The organism is Serratia sp. JUb9 (assembly GCF_014298095.1).
Classification (GTDB): domain Bacteria; phylum Pseudomonadota; class Gammaproteobacteria; order Enterobacterales; family Enterobacteriaceae; genus Serratia_B; species Serratia_B rhizosphaerae.
The window spans coordinates 731350-749711 of the sequence record NZ_CP060416.1 but is presented as its reverse complement, the minus strand read 5'-3'; the positions used below and the strand labels follow the sequence as shown (position 1 = coordinate 749711).

Sequence of the window (18362 nt, the reverse complement as noted above, 5' to 3'; positions counted from 1 at the left end):
ACCAGGAGCAACAGCGATGACTACGTCAGTTCATACCCCGCCTGCCGTCACCCGTGATGCGCCTGGCTATAACATGATGGGCGGTCTCCCGCCGCGGGCCGGCATCGGTCTCAAGCCGGAGCACTTCGGCCAGATCCTGCAGGAGCGGCCCGACGTCGGTTTTTTTGAAATTCATGCGGAAAATTATCTGGTGGCCGGCGGCCCTTTTCATCAGGCCCTGAGCGCCATCCGTCAAAGCTACCCGCTGTCCATTCACGGCGTGGGGATGTCTATCGGCGCAGAAGCGCCGCTCGACCGCAGCCACCTGCAACGCGTCGCCGCTCTGGTAGAACGCTATCAGCCGCAGATGTTCTCCGAACATCTGGCCTGGTCGACGCATAACGGCTTTTTTCTCAACGATCTGCTGCCGCTGCCTTATACCGAGGCCACGCTGACACGGGTCTGCGCGCATATCGATCAGGTGCAAAATGCGCTGCGGCGGCCGATCTTGCTGGAGAACCCGGCCACCTATGTCGAGTTCGCCGACTCTACCCTGAGTGAAACCGCCTTTATCAGCGAGATGGTAAAACGCAGCGGCTGCGGCCTGCTGCTGGACGTCAACAACCTCTACGTCAGCGGCGTCAACCACCACCGCGATCCGCTGACCATGCTGTACGAGCTGCCGCTGCTCCGGGTGGGGGAAATACACCTGGCGGGCCATGCGGAAAACCAGGACGCCGCCGGCGACCGTTTACTGATTGATTCCCACGACGGCCGCGTCGCCGCACCGGTCTGGCAGCTGTATCGTGCCGCGCTGGCGGCGACCGGCAACGTCGCGACGCTGATCGAATGGGACAGCAACCTGCCGCCGCTGGCGGTGCTGCTGGATGAGGCGCGTCAGGCGGAAGCGTTGATGACGGCGGAGGTGAAAGATGCAACGCGCACTGTATCAGGCGCTGCTTGACGGCAACGGCGCCGTGCCCCAGGGGCTCACCACCTGGAACGGCAGCGATCCGGCCCGGCGCTTTGCCGTTTACCGCAACAACGTGATGGCCTCGCTGATTAGCGCACTGGCGGAAAACTGCCCGGTGCTGGTACAGCAGGTTGGCGACGGCTTCTTCCGCGCCATGGCGGCCGAATTTATCCGCCGGCACCCGCCGACCTCGCCGGTGCTGGCTGACTATGGCACGGCGTTGCCCGCCTGGCTGGCCGGCTTCCCGCCGCTGGCTGACTGGCCGTGGCTGGCGGATCTGGCACAGCTCGAACTGCTGTGTATCGAGTCTCTGCACGCGGCTGATGCGATGCCGGACAACGCCGGGCAGCCCACGCTATCCGCCGACAGCGTCCTGCGTCTGCATCCTTCGCTGCGGCTGTTTGGCTCGCCGTTTGCCGTGTTCAGCCTGTGGGCGGCGCACCAGCAGGATCAGGCGCCGGCGGAGCTGGATCCCTGCCGTGCCGAACAGGTTTTACTGTTTCGCCATCAGGATGACGTGCGTCTGATCGCGATCGGCGCGGCGGAGCTGCGCTTTCTCCACGCGCTGCGGACGCGGAAATCCCTGGCGCAGGCGCTGACGGCAGCGCTCGCGGAGGACACCGCGTTTGCCGTCCAACCGGCCTTACAACGACTACACCATTACGGCCTGATCCTTTGCGTATCCGGCCGGCAGGAGAAATAACATGGCATTACTGCAAACGCTGGCGGCGAAGGGCCAGAAAGTTGTCCGGGAAAGCCTGCTCGGCCTGCTGGCGCGCATCGCGCTGGCCGCCACGTTCTGGCTGTCGGGGCAGAGTAAGGTTGAAGGGCTGACGATCGATATCCTGGGCGGAGAGCCGCTGCGGTTGGGGATACCGCACCTGAGCAGCGGCGCGCTGGCGCTGTTCGCCACCGAATACCAACTGCCGCTGCTGCCGCCGGCCATAGCGGCAAGCCTGGCCGCCGTGGCGGAGCATCTCTTTCCGTTACTGCTGCTGCTCGGTCTGGCGACACGCTTTTCCGCGCTGGCGCTGTGGGTGATGACGCTGGTGATCCAGATCTTCGTCTATCCGGATGCCTGGCCGGTTCACAGCATGTGGATGAGCGCGCAAATTTATCTGATGAGCTACGGCGGCGGCAAGCTGGCGCTCGACAGCCTGCTGTGCCGGCGCCGGGTACCGCGCTCTAACGTTTAGGCGACCGATCTTTGCCCTGGGCGAAAGCCGAAGTGATGCTGCGCAAATCGACCAACTGCGCCTGAAAGTTACGGCAGCCGGAGCAAAACAGCAGATGGAAGCGCAGCGCCGCACGCTGCGCAAACGGCAGCGGTGCATCCTGAGCCTGAGACATCAGGCGGGTCGCACGGTGGCAGTTAAGCATGTTCGCCTCCTTCACGGCTAAACCAACGCTGTGATAAACACTCCCGCAGGCGCATACGCGCCCGCCACAGCACAACGTTAAGATTGGTGACCGACAGCGCCATCTCGCGGCAGATCTCCTGCGTCTCCAGGCCGATAAATTCGCGCATCATAAAAGCCCTAGCATTCTTGGCCGGCACCTGCGTCAGGCAAAGCTCAAAGATTTGCCAAAACTGCGCCTGTTCGCAGGACTCGTCCGGCTGATGCCAGCGCTGAGGCCGTTCACCAGCCGGCCAGTGCCCCTGCGCGTCAAACAGCGCCTCAAAGTTTTGCTGATCTTCCTCACCCGCGGATGTCACCTCCGCCTGGCGGTAACGCATACGCAACATATCGGCAATTTTATGGCGTAAAATCGCAAACACCCAACTTTTCCACGCCGCCCTGCCGGCAAAAGAACCCGCATTTTTCATGGCCCCTTCAAAGGCTTCCTGCACAACATCCTCCGCCTGATGAAAATCATTCAGCTGCAGTCGGGCAAATTGCAGCATCTGCTGCTGTAATTCAGCAACAAACTGAGGATCGGTTAACGGGCTATGCGAATTCGGCATAAGGCTCTGCAACAGCTGACGGATTGATTGACTATTATAATAAAACTCCCTGCCCAAATCGCTCAATAAAACATAAATATTGTTCCCTTTTTTCTCCAGGCGGACGCTGCCCCCTCAGCCGTGCCGAGCGGGACGCACCCTATTATTATAAATAGCCGTGTATGCAGAGAAAAATTAATTAAACCAACAACAATATTAAAAAAGCCATTTTATGCCACATTAAACACGCCAATAAAAAATACAATAAAAAACCTGAAAACAGGTATGGATATTGGCGATGGCTAATTTACACATTATCACAACAAACAGTGATAATATGAAACCCCGCGACACATTCTGTAATAACAACGGAAATTATCACCCGGTAAAAATGAATATCCGGCGAAACTTGCAATTATCCGCACGGGTATATTAGAGTAGCGCCCCCGAATAATCCCCAACCTGACGTTGTTACGTTAGTTTTATGTTCTTATTTTACATCAGGACAACAAATACGATAAATATCATGCAACCCTTTTGAGGAAAATATGACCTCCCGAATATCTTCAACCACACCACCGAATGAGCACCTCCCTCTCAACAATAAGTCGCCGGAATTGACCGTTGACGATATTACTATTGTTGATAGTGATATGCTCAAACGAGCCGTCGGCGCAGCCGCGCTGGGCAATGCCATGGAATGGTTTGATTTTGGCGTTTACAGCTACCTGGCGTTAGTCATCGGTAAAGTATTTTTCCCCAACGCCAGTACGGCGGCACAGTTGATCGCCTCCTTCGGTACCTTCGCCGCCGCCTTCCTGATCCGCCCGATCGGCGGCATTGTGTTTGGCAGGATGGGCGACCGGATTGGCCGGCAAAAAGTCCTGGCCATCACCATGATCATGATGGCTATCGGCACCTGCTGCATCGGCCTTATCCCCAGCTACGCCTCCATCGGCATTCTGGCCCCTGTGCTGCTGCTGTTGGCTCGCCTGCTGCAGGGCTTCTCCACCGGCGGTGAATACTCCGGCGCCGCCACCTTTATCGCCGAATACTCGACGGATAAACGCCGCGGCTTTATGGGCAGTTTCCTGGAGTTCGGCACCATCGGCGGCTATCTGCTCGGCGCCAGCCTGGTGACCATCCTTACCTCCACGCTCTCTGAACAGGTGATGCTGGACTGGGGCTGGCGCATACCGTTCTTTATCGCCGCGCCTATGGGGTTAATCGGCTTTTACTTCCGTCTGAAACTGGAAGAGACGCCGGCCTTTCAGCAGCATATGGCGCAGCAGGAGGCGCTGGAGCACAGCAAGCCGCACCTCAGCCTGCTGCAGATGCTGAAGAAGTACCGTTCTTCGATCCTGAAGTGCGTGGGGCTGGTGCTGCTGTTTAACGTGTCCAACTATATGCTGACCTCCTATATGCCAAGCTACCTCAGCGGCATTCTGGGACTGGGGCAGCTTAGCAGCCTGCTGCTGGTGATGGTGATCATGTTCGTCATGATGCCGCTGACGCTGTTCTGGGGTTACACTACCGATCGCATCGGCCGTCGTCCGGTTATCGCGCTGGGCGCCGCCGGGCTGATTCTGCTCTCTATCCCGGCCTTTATGCTGCTGGCTTCCGGCAATCTGGTGGCGGTGTTTGGCGGCCTGGTCATCCTGGGCGTGCTGCACTCTTGCTTCAGCGGCACCATGCCGGCCACGCTGCCCGCGCTGTTCGTCACCGACGTACGCTACAGCGCGCTGGCCATCGGCTTTAACCTGTCGGTTTCGCTGTTCGGCGGCACCACGCCGCTCATCACCGCCTGGCTGGTAGATACCACCGGCAACATCATGATGCCGGCCTACTATATGATGGGCGCCGGAGTTATCGGCATTATCACCGTGCTGACGCTGCGCGAAACGGCCAAAAAGCCGCTGCGCGGTTCCCCGCCGACGGTGGCCAGCAGTAAGGAAGCCCATAATCTGGTGAAAAAACTGCGACTGCGGCGCAAGGCGCAGCGCCAGTCTGAAGCCAGCGCGTCCTGAACGGCGGCTGACCGCTTCCGAGGCTAAAAAAGGCCGCCGATGAACATCGGCGGCCTTTTTATTTCAACCCGGCGGATTATCATAGTAAATCGTGTGGTTACTGCTACAATGCCCGCCGTTTTGGAGGAAGAGATGGTTATTAATCCGCGATTAAAACGAGCGCTTATCGCTTGATCCGGCAGTGTTGGTGAACGGAAACACTGCCACAGACAACACGTTCCGTGGCCTTTTCAATGTATTAATCGAGAAGTCCCATGTTAGAGAAACACTGGTCAAAGACCGAACTTTTACACCAGACGGTGACCAACCCGAATATTATCGTCAAAGGCAGCCACAGTTATTACAGCGACTGCTGGGACAACGGCTTTGAGCGCGATGTGGTGCGCTATCTGCACGGCGACGCCTACAGCCAGCAATGGGAACCGCTGGGCAAGATAGACCGCCTGCTGATTGGCAACTTTGTCTGTATTGCCGCAGAAGCGGTGATTCTGATGGGGGGCAACCACACCCACCGCACCGACTGGCTGAGCCTCTACCCGTTTATGGCAAGCATCCAGGCGTCTTACCAGTCCAGAGGCGATACGCAGCTCGGCGATGGCTGCTGGATTGGCATGCGCGCCATGCTGATGCCCGGCGTCACCATTGGCGAAGGGGCGATCGTCGCCGCCGGCAGCGTGGTAACCGGCGACGTTGCGCCTTACACCGTGGTGGGCGGCAACCCGGCCCGGCCGATCAAGCGGCGTTTTTCTGCCGAGACCATCGCGCGCCTGCTGGCGCTGCGTATTTACGATCTCCCGGAAGAAAAGATCGTCAACATCCAGCCCTGGCTGGCGAGCGATGATATCGCCGCGTTAGAGCTGGCGGTGGCTAACCTCACCGCCGCCGTTGATTAACCCTGCGGGTATCAGCGTCCGATAAAAAAATGCAGGCCTCCGGGCCTGCATGACTCCCCCTCTGCACGACACTACCAGCGAAACCGACCCGACGGAGAGATTTACGCGCGTAGCTCTTTCTGAACTGTCCCCGCCGGCCTCATCTCCGATACTGGCCCACAGTGTGTACGTTCACCCCTTTAAGGAGAAACAGCATGACGGCAACATTTCCTCTGCAAAACAAGGTCGCCTTTATTCAGGGCGGTTCACGCGGCATCGGCGCCGCTATCGCGCTGCGTCTGGCGCGCGACGGTGCGGCAGTAGCGCTGACCTACGTCTCCTCCGCCGATAAGGCCAACGCCGTGGTGGACACCATTACCGCCGCCGGCGGCAAGGCGCTGGCTATCAAGGCCGACAGCGCCGACGCCGAGGCGCTGCGCCAGGCGGTGCAGCAGGCGGTGCAGCACTTTGGCCGGCTGGATATTCTGGTGAACAACGCCGGGGTGTTTGCCATGGGCGGCATCGAAGAACTGACGCTGGACGATCTGGATCGCACGCTGGCGGTTAACGTGCGCAGCGTCTTCATCGCCAGCCAGGAAGCGGCGCGCCATATGAACGACGGCGGCCGCATTATCCATATCGGCAGCACCAACGCCGAACGTATGCCGTTTGGCGGCGGCGCGGCGTATGCCATGAGTAAATCCGCGCTGGTCGGCCTGACCAAAGGTATGGCGCGCGACCTCGGCCCACGCGGTATTACCGTCAATAACGTGCAGCCCGGCCCGGTGGATACGGATATGAACCCGGACGACGGCGAGTTCGCCGAACAGCTGAAGCAGTTGATGGCCATCAACCGCTACGGCAAGGATGAAGAGATCGCCAGCTTTGTCGCCTACCTGGCCGGCCCGGAAGCCGGCTATATCACCGGCGCCAGCCTGACCATCGACGGCGGCTTCGCGGCGTAACGGTCATACACAGCGGCTCGCCCGGGCCGCTGTGCTCCGCCGGTCCATCTTGCGGAAAATGCCCTTTTCTCCTTCTATTGTGCGCAAATAAGCAAAAATCTTTTCGCCCGCCGCCAGCTTATCTTTTTTGTGACCGATGTCATACTTTCGCCCCTTTCCCCTCTTTCCGCGCTTTGGCAGCGGCTAACGGAGTTGTTACATGAAAATTAATTATCCCCTGCTGGCGCTGGCGGTGGGCGCGTTCGGCATCGGCACCACCGAATTCTCGCCGATGGGGTTGCTGCCGGTGATTGCCGAAGGCGTGGACGTCTCGATTCCCAAAGCGGGGATGCTGATCAGCGCCTACGCCATCGGCGTGATGATCGGCGCGCCGCTGATGACCCTGCTGCTATCTCACCGGGCGCGCAGAAACGCGCTGATGTTCCTGATGGCGATTTTTACCCTGGGTAACGTGCTGTCGAGCATTGCGCCGGATTACACCACGCTGCTGCTGTCGCGCATCATCACCAGCATGAACCACGGCGCGTTCTTCGGCCTCGGCTCGGTGGTCGCCGCCAGCGTGGTTGCCAAAGAAAAACGCGCCAGCGCCGTCGCCACCATGTTTATGGGGCTGACCATCGCCAATATCGGCGGCGTGCCGGCAGCCACCTGGCTCGGCGCCACCATCGGCTGGCGCATGTCATTTCTTGCCACCGCGGGGCTGGGGGTGATCGCCATGCTGGGCCTGTGGTTCTCATTACCGAAGGGAGAAGCGGGCGAACGCCCTGACGTGAAGCGTGAACTGTCGGTGCTGATGCGCCCGCAGGTGCTGAGCGCCCTGCTGACCACCGTGCTGGGCGCTGGAGCGATGTTTACCCTCTACACCTACATTGCGCCGGTGCTGCACACGCTGACCGCCGCCACGCCGACGTTCGTCACCCTGATGCTGATGCTGACCGGCGTGGGCTTCTCGATCGGCAACTACCTCGGCGGCAAATTCGCCGACCGTTCGGAAAGTAATACGCTGACAGGTTTTCTGCTGCTGTTGCTGACCGTCATGCTGCTGATGCCGCTGCTGGCGCGCAGCGAGATCGGCGCGGCGCTGGGCATGGTTATCTGGGGCATCGCCACCTTCGGCGTAGTGCCGCCGCTGCAGATGCGCGTGATGCGTGTCGCCAGCGAAGCGCCCGGCCTCTCCTCGTCGGTCAATATCGGCGCATTTAACCTCGGCAACGCCCTGGGCGCGGCCGCCGGCGGCGCCGTCGTCTCCAGCGGGCTGGGCTACGCTTTTGTGCCGGTGACGGGGGCAATCATTGCCGCTCTGGCGCTGTTCGTGGTGCTGCTGAACCGCCGGACGCGGGACGCGGTGGCGTATTCCAACGGCTAAGCGCGTTAAAAAAAGCAGAAGGGGTTGCCCCTTCTGCTTTTTCTTGCCGGTTACCACTGCGCCTTCATCAGGGCGCTTTTTATCACCAGCTCCTGCGCGCTGTGCACGTTAAGCCGCCGCATCACGCTTCTTTATACAGGCTGACCGTCTTCGCCTGAATGCCGAACTCGTGGACGATATCATGCGGGGGACAGCCTTGCAGCAACAGCCCGATGATCTTTCTGGTTCTGACGGAAAATGTCTCAACGCTGGTCAGCCGATATTCGCTGAGCCGCATACAATAAGACCGGCGGCGCAGAATAGATTTAAAACAGCGCGCCATTTCAGCTACCGCGAGCGAGGCATCAATAAAGCACACCCAGCGAATACCGGGAATACCGCACAGCAGGCGATAATAACATTTGTCGCCAATCACCACGCTGCCAGAATTCTCCTGCAACTTTCGGATGCAGCCAAAAAAATATCCCTGACCTCGCTGATAGCCCAGATATTCTGGCATCCACGCTTCCAGATCAGGCTCTTTAATAAATAACCCTGCCAGCAGCGCATTAAGGGCATAAATATAATGGCGATCGTTACCGTTCAGGGGAAAATAACGGGATGAGGCTGGTTATTATTCCCCTACGAATTTGTTAACAGCGTATCCATCGGCAATTTCCATCAGCATTGGCAATCTGTGCAATACACCGTGCATCCGTCGGCCCGCATTCTGGTTATTCAGGTTCATGGTTCCCAGTAAACCTGCCGGTTTATCTTGCCGGCAGGGGTTACAGCCAGGTGGCCGTCACGGTCAGGCTGCTCAGGTAGCGGTTATCCTCCATATCGGCCCGCGGAGCGGTCTGCGGATCGGTATAATTGTCCTCCAGCCAGACGTTAAACGGGTAGCGCCCCAGCTTATGGGCGGGAGCCGCGCCGGGGCGGAACATCAGCCGCATCTCACCGGAATCTCCCAGGCCATGCAACGGCATCACCTGCTCATTACGGTACTGCGCGCTGTCCGGCGGCTGCTCCAGCAGCAGATCGCTGCCGGCCGCCGCCTGCATCACCGACGGCACATAGGTGACGTAATACTCAAAGTAACCGCTCGTCTCTCCGGGTGTCGCCGGCGTCGCTGCGGGTATCAGCCCCATCCGGGCGTCTTTGTGCGGCTGGTTCAGCGTTAGCGGCGTATCCCGCGCGGCAAAGCTGATGCCAACGCCATTGCGCGCCGATGAGCAGTCCACCGGCTCCCCCGTCATCGGATCGACCTGATGCCACTCCGGGTTCTGAAACGCCACCACCACCTGACGACGCAGCGCCGACGGCCCGCCCACCACCCGGGTGCTGCCGTCCGGGCGCACCGTCAGGCCGGCGCGCCAGTTCAACGCCTGCTCGCCGCCGTCCACCGACAGCGTCAGCACGCAGGTCAGCGCCTGTATTTTCGCCTTGGCCGCCACACCTCTGGCCTGCTCGGCGCCGGCCGGCGGCAGAAAGCTGCACAGCACCCCGCCCAACAGTGCCCATCGCCATACTCGAATTCCATTCATCAGTCGCTCCGTGGCTATAAATAAGTGGCGGTTAGCGTCAGTTGGCCGCTAAAGATGGTGCCCGGCGGCGGCGGGTTAGCGCCCCAAAGGGTGGTGATCTCTATCGGGCCAGCAAAGAACATCATGAGCTGGGTGGTTGCAGATTTATCAGGCGTACCTACCCCCATAACTCCATCTGCTCGTATATAGCTATTTGGCCTGGTTCCGCTCGTTACAAAGACTCTTCCATCAGACTGTGCGTTAGAACTTTTTTTCTGCTCACGCCCCCATCCTGTAGGCTCTGCAGTACAATGTAAATATTTCCCATCATGTGTCAAATAGGTGCCATCATGACTGAACATCTCATACCATGCGATAGTGCAGTCCCCGCTATCCTGTGACATATAAAAGCCAACATCATAAGGAAAATAATAGGGGGTGGCGGCCTCACTGCCATCTGCATTCAGACGAGGCGCAGTCAACACCGCCGAAGGGGCTCCTTCCCGTACTTTCGCCCCCGCAAAACCCGCAGTCCCCGGTGTAACATCAAACCCGCCAACCATGACCACCATTTTTCCCTCTTTCGGGCAGTTCGGGTCCGCCGTCACGCTGACGTTAAATGTGGTATTGGTGGATACCTCCCCATTGCCACGCACCGGCGTCAGCATATATTTAGGCGCCGCCGGCGTGCCGATACTGACGTAGGACCATTCGCCAAAATCCAGCGTGGCGCCGTTGGCGCCGCCAAATGAAAAGGCGCAGGTGGACTCCACGATACGCGCCTTCAGGTTCAGCGTGGTGCCGCCATCACTGCCGCCAGCCGGACTCACCAGCACCGTGCCGCCGGTGGCCATCATCAGTGCGGCCAGCAGGGCGCGGCCCGTCAGTTTGCTCATCGTTTCCCTCTCCATTGCTCACTATCCATAGGTCGCCGTTACCACAAAGTGGCTGCGGTACTGGTTAACCCCGCTGTCATCCCCGCTGGTGCCCGTCAGCCGGTGCACGCTGGGTGCCGTCGGCCCCCGGTAATCCCGCCGCAGGTAGACCTCAAACGGGTACTCCCCCAGCGTAAAGGAGGGGGCGGCGCTCTCCGGCGCCCGGCGGATAATCACCTGGTCACCCACGGTACCGTCTACCCGCAGCACCGTCGCGCCGTTCATCGTCCCCAGATTGCTGCTCGGGAAGTCGACCGTAATCTTCTCCTGACCGCCGGCGGCGGTTTCCGCTACCTGACGAAACTGGGCTTCATTCACCGCCACGCCGTAGCTGAACCAGGTGCGGCCGTCGGTACTGAGTATTTTCCCTGGCCAGACGCCGCCGGCCTCTTCACGCACCGCCGCCCGCAGCGACAACGCCAGGCTCTCTGCCGCCAGCCGGCAACCGTTTTCAATCATGCTGCCGTCGCCGGCGGCCGGATTACGAAACCCGACCCTGAACGTGCGCTTTAACGCCGCCGCCGCACGCGTAATGCTGGCCTGATTGTCCCCGGCTCCGGGGTGGCTTTCCGCCTTTTCACTCAATCCCACTGCCCACACCAGCGCGCTGCCGTCGTTGTCACCATGCGCGCCGTCATTGCCCACCGCAAGCTCACAGGTCACCGGGCGGGGCATCACAATCAACTCCACTTCCCCCTGCGCCTGGGTCATCCCCGGCGGCGGCGCGCCGTGAGCGCTGCTGACCAGCCCAGCCGCCAGCAGGCAGCACAGCGGCTTGATTACGGCTCTGTTCATCATTCCTCCACCACCGGCAAAAGGAGAGGGGCTCTCCCCCTCTCCGTTCACTAAGCTGCCAGGGATCAGTTGTAAGATGCGGTCACGGTAAAGTGGCTGCGGTACTGATTCAGGCCGGTATCTTCACCGGTGGTGCCGCTGGAAGCGTGCACGGTCGGCGCACTGATGCCGCTGTAGTCTTTCTGCAGGTAGACTTCAAACGGATACTGGCCCAGACGGAACGAGGCATCGGTGTTGGTGGATGCTTTACGGATGGTCACGGTGGAGTCCGCACCGCCGTCCAGCGTCAGCGCCTTACCGCCGTTCAGCACGGTGGTGCTCGCCGGGAAGTCGATCTCAACTTTGCCGGCGCCGCCCGCAGCGGTTTCCGCCACGTTGGTAAAGGCGTTTTCATTCACGGCGATGCCGTAGTTAAACCACTTCTGGCCATCGCTGCTCTGCACCTTGCCCGGATAGGCGGCGTTAGGTGCCGTAGCGTCCAGCGCGTTGGCGCGCATGGAGATCGTCATGCTGTCTGCTGCCAGGGAACAGTCTTTATCTGCAACGGTGGCAGAGCCATCACCCACGGACGGGTTCTTAAAGCCGATGGAAACCAGACGCTTCAGCTTTGACTGCGCATCGGTGATGCTGGACTGGTTGTCGCCGGCACCGGCCGCCGATTCACCTTTCTCGGTCAGGCCGACGTTCCACACCAGAGCAGTACCGTCGTTATCACCGTGTGCACTGCCGTTGTCGACGCCGATTTCACAGGTAACGGTCGTTGGCACCACCAGCAGATCGATCTGGGATTCAGCAGTAACGCCGGTATTTGGCGTCGAGTCGGCAACCGCCAGGCCAGAGGTGCCCATCAGTGCTGCTACGGCCACGCTCAACGCCAGTTTTTTCATCATGATATTTTCCATTAACTAATTTCCTTTTAGAGTGTGTCAATAAACGGTTTTGCCCGGCTACTTCACTATCATCCCCCGGCCGAACTGCGGGGTAATGTTTTAAAAACATGCAGTTGCCGCTTCCCTACTGCCAATTCAGGCGTAGGCGTCCCCCCTGCGCCAGGCGTCGGCACAGTACGGTTATCTGTTTATGCTCAGTCGAAGCTGAGGGTCAGCGTCAGCGTGGCGGCATACTCCCCGCGCGGCACGTCGGTCTTCGCCTCCGCCCGGGAACCATGGTGCAGGCGGATATGCAGCGGCAGCGTCAGCGAGGTGGCACTCACCAGATTGGAAGGTAAATAGCCTTGCCCCGCCGGCGCCAGGTTCTGAATATCGTTAATCAGCGAGGTGGCATCGCTCCAGGCGCCATCCCACTCGCCGCCGCTCCCATTCACCTTCTCCTGCCCCCATTCATTGCTGAATAAGTAGGTCGAGTTATCCAGCTTCAGCAGGCAGTATTCCGCAGCGGTGCACTGCATAACGCTGCTCTCTTTTTTCAGCCGCAGCCGCCGCGGCGTGCCGGCACCGCCCACCACCGCATCCCCGGCCCCCACGGTGTAATACAGCCAGCGGCTGCTGCTGACGTCCCGCTCATCCCCCCAGCGCGGATCGTCGTTGCCCCAGTCGACCTCCGGCTGGGCGGACGGGATCCCCTGGTAGGTCATCGCCCCGATAAACGCACCGCCGACGCCCGTCTCCGCGCCCGGCGCCGGGTCGCTGTCCGTCTCGCCCGCCTGCAGCTGCAGACGCAGCTGCGACAACGTACAGTTGTTCAGCACCACGTTAATCAGCCCGTCCTGCAGCACCTCACCCGGCGACTTGCGCGCCCAGCGCCCGCCGGACATTTCGGTAAATCGCAGCGTATGGCTTCCCGCCAGAGGGCCGCCGCCGTTCTCCAACAGCCCGCCCTCAATGCGGCTGGTGCTCACCTCACAGGTGGGCACGTACAGGTGGCCGTAAAATGCCATGCCGTTGGCATGCTGTGATACGCCCCCCAGCACTTCCGCCTCCAGCGCCGCCCCCGCCGCCAGCGGCAAAGAACCCATCAGTACCGCCGCTGCTATCCCTTTCATCACATGGCTCCTTACTGGTAACTGAGGGTATACAACCCTCTGGCCGTCACCGGCCCCGCGTCTGCCGCGCTGACGGCCGTATCCGCCGGCCAGGCGTAGCCGGCCCGGAACTTCAGCGCGATATCCGGCGCATCCGCCGGCCGTGGCCTCAGCAACGGCGTACCGCTCAGCAACGATGTCTCGCTGGCGCCATCCCACTGCGCCAGACGCCAGGCGCTGTCGCCGCCGGGCCACTCGCTGGAGCGGTACCACAGCTGAAACCCCATCCGCCCGGGCGTGCCTTGCGCGGACTGCGCCTGCAGGATGCGGTCGCTGTCCAACGTACCGGTCAGCGGCGTGAAACGGATGTCCAGCCGGGTGTTCCCCACGCAGCTGAGGTTCAGGGTTCGTTCCACGCTGTCCGCCGGCGGCGCCGTAGTTATCCGGCTGCTGACGCTGGCCGGCCCGCCGGCAATCAGGCTGCGGGCCGGCAGGTTAAACACCAGCGCGCCAGCGCTGACGTTGCAAGAGGCCATGGTAGTGCTGGCGCTGACGGTAATCGCGTCGCGGTACTCCGCCATCACCCTGTCCCCTTGCCGGAACGTCACCACCCGGGTCAGAAACGGTCGGTTCAGCGTAGCCAACCCGCCCGGCGTTACCGAAGCATTTACCACCATCAGGCCCACCTCGACCGGCACCGCCGGCGTCTCGGAGCCGTTCTTGCCGATGCTGCGGCACTGGTACTCGCCCGGGCCGCCGGTCACCACTTCACAGTCGCGTCCCTGAGTGGGATCCTGCTGACGAATCATCACCGCAATGCCCGAGGACTCCCCTATCGCACGGCTCTGAAACACCCAGGACCGCTGCCTGGCGCCGGCGCCGCTTACCGCCTGCGACAGGCCGGTATCCAACACGCCGCGATCCACCTCCCACACTTCGTCGTAGGTATAGGTTGCAGACGCATCGCTGCAGGAAGGGCAACTTACCGCCGGCAGTGTCACCATCCGCGATACCAGCGGCACGCTGTCGCTCACCCGCAGCGGCGCCGTCAACGCCTGGGTACCAAACGCGACCGTATACAGGCGGGTCGTCGGCGCGGCTGCGCCTTCCGGCACCAGCCCACACAGCAGCAAGGATGTGACCGCCAGCGCCCGCAGGCCCGTCCGAAGCGGATAGCGCTCCGATGTGTAACCCTGATTCATCGACATTGTGCCGTTGCCTCCGCAAAAGTGCCGTTATCCTTCGCCAGACGGAACTCGGCCTGACAGCGTTCATCCTCATAGCGTCCCCAGGTGGCCGTCAGCGTCCCGCTGTCCGGCATCCCCGACAGATAGACCTGCCCGCGATCGGCCACAATGCCCGTTCTGACCGCATCCGGCAGCTGTACCGACACCATGGCGCCAAACGGTACCGGTTTACCGCTGCGCTGCAGCGTAATCAGCACGCGGCGGCCCACTTCGGCATTAAACCGGGCAGAAACCAGCGATCCTTTGGCAGGAATCAGCAGCTTGTTGGTTTCCTTCAGCTCCACGTTATCGTGCAGATCCTGAATATCCGCCGTGATCTCGTTGCGCTCATAAGGGATCAGGTTGGGCACCACCGCGTAGCCAAACCAGTCGGTGCGGATATTGCCGTGGGACACCTTCACCCCGGATGCGCCCGGCATCTCGACCAGCGCGCTGGCCCCTTCCAGCGACAGCGGCTGGGACAGCGTGGCGCCGTGCGGATGCACCACCACGCCGCCGCTCAGGCCATAGTTCCACTGCCGGCTGTTACGCTGCCAGCCATAGCCGCCGTTGATCATGCCGTAAGACGCGGTATACCCCAGGTTGAGGTTGCCGGACGCCCCCTGCCCCTGATTCCCCCAGCCCTGAGCCAGGGAGTAGCTCAGGCTGTCATCCTGTAACAATGACCCGCTGACGCCCATCTGGTGCTGGGTACGGGCGTTCTGCGCCGTGGTGGAGTAGTTCACCGACGACATACCCGAGCCAAACAGCCGGTTCAGCGGCATGGAGAGGCTCAGCGAAAAGCTTTTATCGGCGCGCGACAGATACGGCGAGGTGCTGTATCCGCCGGAAAGCGATACGGAAATGCCTTTCAGGCTGGTGCCGTAGCTCGCCGACCAGTTCTGCCCGTAGCCGGACTTATTCCAGTAATCATCCCGGCTGCCCGACAGGGAGAGCGAACCGTAGCTTCCCAGGCTGTGAGAAGCCGATATCTGCAGACGTGAACGCTGGTGGCCGCGCCGGTATCCCTCTTCCTGCGACAGCGCCTTTTTCGGCATTTGCTGTATATCGTTAAAGGAGTAATAACCACGGGTGGCATAACGGTACGCCATCAGGTTCAGCGATGTGGCGCCAAACCCTCTGGCCCAGGCGAAACGGTAGGCCTGACCCTGACTGCGTCCCCGCCTCGGCAGGTGCGTACTGGCATGGGTAACGTCCGCCGAAAAAGCCCCGAGTCGCGTCAGATATTGCCCAATCCCCAGCACCATGGACTGATAATCACGGGAAAGCAGTGCGCCGCCATACAAGGTGGTATTGACCCCCATGCCCCAGGCGGACGACGCCAGTGCAAAACGGCGTGACACGCCGTTACTGACGTCATTGCCCTGATGATAATCGCCCAGCGCCAGGCTGTAGCGAACCCGCCCCTTCCGTTGCAGCACCGGCACCGTGGCGGATGCCTGGGTAAAACGCCGTATGCTGCCGTCCGCCTCTTTAATCTCTACATCCACGTCACCCGCATAGGCCTGAGAAAAATCTCGTAGCTCGAACGGCCCCGGCGGCACGTTTTTCTGGTACAGCAGTTGACCATTCTGCCGCACCGACACCAGCGCATTGCCGTTGGCAATACCGCGAATCACCGGCGCATTGCCGTTGGCAATACCGCGAATCACCGGCGCAAACGCCCCCATCTCGGCGTTCAGCATGCCGTCATCCGACTGCATCATCACGCCGCGAAAGGGAACGCTGTCCAGAATGCTGCCGTCGGTCGAAGTCTGCCCCAGGGTAAACTGCCCGCCCTGCCAGAACCCATAGTCGTGCTGCAGCCAGCTGTTCAGGCTGTTCCAGCGCCCTTTGGCCCCCGAGCTGCGCGACCAGTTCATATCGTGGCGCAAACGCCAGCCCCACAGGTTCAGCAGCCCGTTAAGACTGACAAAGTCATTCTGGTTGCGGCCGTCTTCGTTGTTCTGCAAGGATCCCGAATAGTCATAATTCAGCAGCAGTGCGGGCATCCCCTGGTCCCACAGCGCCGGCGGCGTGCGCAACCAGCCCGGGGGCGCAACATACGCCTGAGGCACGATAATGCGCAGCTCGCCACTCTGAAAATCAAATGCCTCCTGAGACTGTGGCACCCACTCGCTCAGCGTATAGGCCCTATTTTCTCCGGCCGTTTTCATTTCCGGCGGGCGCACCGCCTGCAGCGCAGAGACAATCTCCGCCTGCGGTTGAATGCCCCAGGCGTTCAAATCCGCAGCGCGGATCGATGCCTGCAGGCGGCCAGCCTCTTGCGTGCGGGAGATAAAATCAACAATCCGGGTATCAACTTTTTTATCGTTAACAAAAACGGTGACTTCATACTGCCCGGGCAACATCCCCCCCGAGCGGGAGAAATAGTCCAGATTAAATGAAGACGAGGATTCTCCATCAGAGAACTTCAGAAACCCGGTATCAAAATTCAACGGTTCATCCTGCTGTGCGGAAACATTTCCGGCCAGCGCGGCCAATATGGCCCCCAGAAGAATATGCCCCTCAGGCTTTTTACGCAGACGCCAATCCCTTCCGATTTTTCCCGGCAGATTATCCATATCACTTTATCCGTTATCCGATCGTTCGTCCTGAAGCGAGAATTATCGTTTTATTTACGTCAGAAGGTTTTATTAATACGCGGCGTCTGACCGCCGTAGTCATTAATAACCTGATAGCTCAACGTGCCGTTCGACACCGACAAGGGTGACGAGATCTTGCCGAATGGCGGAATCATCGGATCGTTAAAGGCCACGCCTTTTCCATTATCGAGCAACACGTTCGTCACCGTCAGATAATAAGGCGTCGGGTTACTGAGCGTCAGCAACGCACCATTGCTTCGCACGGTTATTTTTTTATAAGCCTGCGCCACGGCGCGCTCTTCATTTAATGCATGCGGGCGATAGAATAATTTTATCTGGGTATTCAGCGCAAATTGCACCATGCTGCCTTTCCCCTCTTTAGGCTTTGGCGGAATGGCCAACGCATTAAAATAAAATACGGATTCCCGGTCTTCCGGCAATACGCCGCCAGTTCGGTTAATTCTCAATTGAACCGACCCCTTAGGATCAAGGCGATATAATGGCGGCGTTACCACAAAATGCCCACCCCCTTCGGAACTATCCGCAGAGGCCTCTTTGTTTTTTGATGTATAAGGCGAAACCCAGGAGCGCAACAGCCAGGTATCTTTCTCAGACGAGTTATTTGCGATCACCGTCGTCGTTTTATTTGCCGAATCAAAAATCACGCGGGTGGTGCCAAGATAAACACCGCCTGCAGCCTGCGCCAGGCCCGCAGTAAGTAGCAGCAATGCGCCAAGTGTAAATTTCATTATTTATTTCCCTTTGAAAACTAGCATCTCCGAGATGCCGTCAGAAAATTCTATTAATTACCACCTTATTTACCGAGATAATACTGTACAAAAGAAAAGCAATCAACATCGATAATCAATAAAACCACACTCAAGAGAATAACCAAACCCAAAGATAAGAATTTTCTTTAGGAATATTCGAAATAAAAAACAACTTTGAAATTGGCGAGTGATAAAAAAACCTGATAAATCAGCTCTTCAATAAAAAACCATAGATGAACCTAGAAAAACGCGAAAGAGGCAGGCAGTAAAAATAAAAAACAAAATTTTTCCCATGTTAGTTATTTCTCTACAGAAAAATCTCAGAAACGAGATAAAAAATAACCATAATGGCAAGAAGAAGTCTTGCTGTTAATTCAGCCGTGATAAGAATCAGTGTGGAAAAGGCAAAAGCGGGGG

Annotated in this window: 18 protein-coding genes; 7 read left to right on the top strand and 11 right to left on the bottom strand. The window is 59.4% G+C overall.

Translation table 11 applies throughout. From position 1 onward, the window contains the following. Positions 1 to 16 precede the first annotated feature (16 nt). Genes HF675_RS03560 through HF675_RS03550 form a run of 3 tightly spaced genes read left to right on the top strand, consistent with a single transcriptional unit; the run spans position 17 to position 2148 of the window. Complete coding sequence (locus HF675_RS03560) at positions 17 to 943, top strand: DUF692 domain-containing protein (protein WP_222618802.1); 927 nt, start codon at positions 17 to 19, stop codon at positions 941 to 943. Continuing rightward, positions 912 to 1655, top strand: coding sequence for a DUF2063 domain-containing protein (locus tag HF675_RS03555; RefSeq protein WP_187044057.1), 744 nt, complete (start codon positions 912 to 914; stop codon positions 1653 to 1655). The genes HF675_RS03560 and HF675_RS03555 overlap by 32 nt, the downstream gene beginning before the upstream one ends. Before the next feature lies 1 nt (position 1656). Continuing rightward, complete coding sequence (locus HF675_RS03550; RefSeq protein ID WP_160029876.1) at positions 1657 to 2148, top strand: DoxX family membrane protein; 492 nt, start codon at positions 1657 to 1659, stop codon at positions 2146 to 2148. Here the strand turns inward: HF675_RS03550 and HF675_RS03545 are convergent. Both HF675_RS03545 and HF675_RS03540 read right to left on the bottom strand, forming a co-directional pair. Continuing rightward, positions 2138 to 2332: a zf-HC2 domain-containing protein gene (locus HF675_RS03545; protein WP_187044056.1), complete on the bottom strand. Its 195-nt coding sequence runs from the start codon at positions 2330 to 2332 to the stop codon at positions 2138 to 2140. The two genes, HF675_RS03550 and HF675_RS03545, sit on opposite strands and share 11 nt — an antisense overlap. Continuing rightward, positions 2325 to 2918 (bottom strand): RNA polymerase factor sigma-70, encoded by a 594-nt coding sequence (locus HF675_RS03540; RefSeq protein ID WP_105232550.1) that lies wholly within the window; start codon positions 2916 to 2918, stop codon positions 2325 to 2327. Before HF675_RS03540 ends, HF675_RS03545 begins: the two co-directional genes overlap by 8 nt. A 527-nt stretch (positions 2919 to 3445) precedes the next feature. On the opposite strand from HF675_RS03540, the gene proP reads away from it, so the two are divergent. The 4 genes from proP (at position 3446) to HF675_RS03520 (ending at position 8127) form a co-directional block, all read left to right on the top strand. Continuing rightward, positions 3446 to 4924 carry a glycine betaine/L-proline transporter ProP gene (proP, locus tag HF675_RS03535; RefSeq protein ID WP_187044055.1) on the top strand — a complete coding sequence of 493 codons (1479 nt, stop codon included), beginning with the start codon at positions 3446 to 3448 and terminating at the stop codon, positions 4922 to 4924. A gap of 254 nt (positions 4925 to 5178) precedes the next feature. After that, on the top strand, positions 5179 to 5817 hold the full coding sequence (locus HF675_RS03530; RefSeq protein ID WP_105232552.1) for a CatB-related O-acetyltransferase: 639 nt from the start codon (positions 5179 to 5181) through the stop codon (positions 5815 to 5817). 194 nt (positions 5818 to 6011) lie between these two features. Continuing rightward, on the top strand, positions 6012 to 6761 hold the full coding sequence (locus tag HF675_RS03525) for a 3-oxoacyl-ACP reductase family protein (RefSeq protein ID WP_111736394.1): 750 nt from the start codon (positions 6012 to 6014) through the stop codon (positions 6759 to 6761). A gap of 199 nt (positions 6762 to 6960) precedes the next feature. Beyond that, entirely contained in the window at positions 6961 to 8127 is a 1167-nt protein-coding gene (locus HF675_RS03520; RefSeq protein ID WP_111736393.1) for an MFS transporter, read from the top strand. A 121-nt stretch (positions 8128 to 8248) separates the two neighbouring features. Here HF675_RS03520 and HF675_RS03515 read toward each other — a convergent pair whose 3' ends face one another. The 9 genes from HF675_RS03515 to HF675_RS03475 all read right to left on the bottom strand — a co-directional run bounded on the left by HF675_RS03515 (position 8249) and on the right by HF675_RS03475 (position 17924). Further along, a complete protein-coding gene (locus tag HF675_RS03515) occupies positions 8249 to 8626 on the bottom strand; it encodes a hypothetical protein (RefSeq protein ID WP_187044054.1) in 378 nt (125 codons plus the stop codon). 268 nt (positions 8627 to 8894) lie between these two features. Continuing rightward, a complete protein-coding gene (locus HF675_RS03510) occupies positions 8895 to 9653 on the bottom strand; it encodes a hypothetical protein (protein WP_158684839.1) in 759 nt (252 codons plus the stop codon). A 14-nt stretch (positions 9654 to 9667) separates the two neighbouring features. Continuing rightward, positions 9668 to 10528 (bottom strand): hypothetical protein, encoded by an 861-nt coding sequence (locus HF675_RS03505; RefSeq protein ID WP_187044053.1) that lies wholly within the window; start codon positions 10526 to 10528, stop codon positions 9668 to 9670. Between the two features lie 21 nt (positions 10529 to 10549). Continuing rightward, complete coding sequence (locus tag HF675_RS03500; RefSeq protein WP_187044052.1) at positions 10550 to 11365, bottom strand: hypothetical protein; 816 nt, start codon at positions 11363 to 11365, stop codon at positions 10550 to 10552. 62 nt (positions 11366 to 11427) lie between these two features. Beyond that, on the bottom strand, positions 11428 to 12264 hold the full coding sequence (locus HF675_RS03495) for a hypothetical protein (protein WP_105232559.1): 837 nt from the start codon (positions 12262 to 12264) through the stop codon (positions 11428 to 11430). Positions 12265 to 12446: 182 nt separating this feature from the next. After that, positions 12447 to 13364 carry a hypothetical protein gene (locus HF675_RS03490; RefSeq protein ID WP_187044051.1) on the bottom strand — a complete coding sequence of 306 codons (918 nt, stop codon included), beginning with the start codon at positions 13362 to 13364 and terminating at the stop codon, positions 12447 to 12449. A gap of 11 nt (positions 13365 to 13375) precedes the next feature. After that, on the bottom strand, positions 13376 to 14551 hold the full coding sequence (locus tag HF675_RS03485; protein WP_158684842.1) for a hypothetical protein: 1176 nt from the start codon (positions 14549 to 14551) through the stop codon (positions 13376 to 13378). Next, complete coding sequence (locus HF675_RS03480; RefSeq protein ID WP_187044050.1) at positions 14542 to 17028, bottom strand: fimbria/pilus outer membrane usher protein; 2487 nt, start codon at positions 17026 to 17028, stop codon at positions 14542 to 14544. Before HF675_RS03480 ends, HF675_RS03485 begins: the two co-directional genes overlap by 10 nt. A 185-nt stretch (positions 17029 to 17213) precedes the next feature. Continuing rightward, positions 17214 to 17924 carry a molecular chaperone gene (locus tag HF675_RS03475; RefSeq protein WP_187044049.1) on the bottom strand — a complete coding sequence of 237 codons (711 nt, stop codon included), beginning with the start codon at positions 17922 to 17924 and terminating at the stop codon, positions 17214 to 17216. Positions 17925 to 18362 lie beyond the last annotated feature (438 nt).

Excerpts from the sequence above, each read along its gene's own strand:
- HF675_RS03485 (WP_158684842.1), bottom strand. The coding sequence starts at position 14,551 with ATGTCGATGAATCAGGGTTACACATCGGAGCGCTATCCGCTTCGGACG.
- HF675_RS03505 (WP_187044053.1), bottom strand. The coding sequence starts at position 10,528 with ATGAGCAAACTGACGGGCCGCGCCCTGCTGGCCGCACTGATGATGGCC.
- HF675_RS03520 (WP_111736393.1), top strand. The coding sequence starts at position 6,961 with ATGAAAATTAATTATCCCCTGCTGGCGCTGGCGGTGGGCGCGTTCGGC.
- HF675_RS03560 (WP_222618802.1), top strand. The coding sequence starts at position 17 with ATGACTACGTCAGTTCATACCCCGCCTGCCGTCACCCGTGATGCGCCT.
- HF675_RS03525 (WP_111736394.1), top strand. The coding sequence starts at position 6,012 with ATGACGGCAACATTTCCTCTGCAAAACAAGGTCGCCTTTATTCAGGGC.
- HF675_RS03490 (WP_187044051.1), bottom strand. The coding sequence starts at position 13,364 with ATGAAAGGGATAGCAGCGGCGGTACTGATGGGTTCTTTGCCGCTGGCG.
- HF675_RS03475 (WP_187044049.1), bottom strand. The coding sequence starts at position 17,924 with ATGAAATTTACACTTGGCGCATTGCTGCTACTTACTGCGGGCCTGGCG.
- HF675_RS03555 (WP_187044057.1), top strand. The coding sequence starts at position 912 with ATGCAACGCGCACTGTATCAGGCGCTGCTTGACGGCAACGGCGCCGTG.
- HF675_RS03500 (WP_187044052.1), bottom strand. The coding sequence starts at position 11,365 with ATGATGAACAGAGCCGTAATCAAGCCGCTGTGCTGCCTGCTGGCGGCT.
- HF675_RS03510 (WP_158684839.1), bottom strand. The coding sequence starts at position 9,653 with ATGAATGGAATTCGAGTATGGCGATGGGCACTGTTGGGCGGGGTGCTG.
- HF675_RS03550 (WP_160029876.1), top strand. The coding sequence starts at position 1,657 with ATGGCATTACTGCAAACGCTGGCGGCGAAGGGCCAGAAAGTTGTCCGG.
- HF675_RS03545 (WP_187044056.1), bottom strand. The coding sequence starts at position 2,332 with ATGCTTAACTGCCACCGTGCGACCCGCCTGATGTCTCAGGCTCAGGAT.
- HF675_RS03515 (WP_187044054.1), bottom strand. The coding sequence starts at position 8,626 with ATGCCAGAATATCTGGGCTATCAGCGAGGTCAGGGATATTTTTTTGGC.
- proP (WP_187044055.1), top strand. The coding sequence starts at position 3,446 with ATGACCTCCCGAATATCTTCAACCACACCACCGAATGAGCACCTCCCT.
- HF675_RS03495 (WP_105232559.1), bottom strand. The coding sequence starts at position 12,264 with ATGGAAAATATCATGATGAAAAAACTGGCGTTGAGCGTGGCCGTAGCA.
- HF675_RS03530 (WP_105232552.1), top strand. The coding sequence starts at position 5,179 with ATGTTAGAGAAACACTGGTCAAAGACCGAACTTTTACACCAGACGGTG.
- HF675_RS03540 (WP_105232550.1), bottom strand. The coding sequence starts at position 2,918 with ATGCCGAATTCGCATAGCCCGTTAACCGATCCTCAGTTTGTTGCTGAA.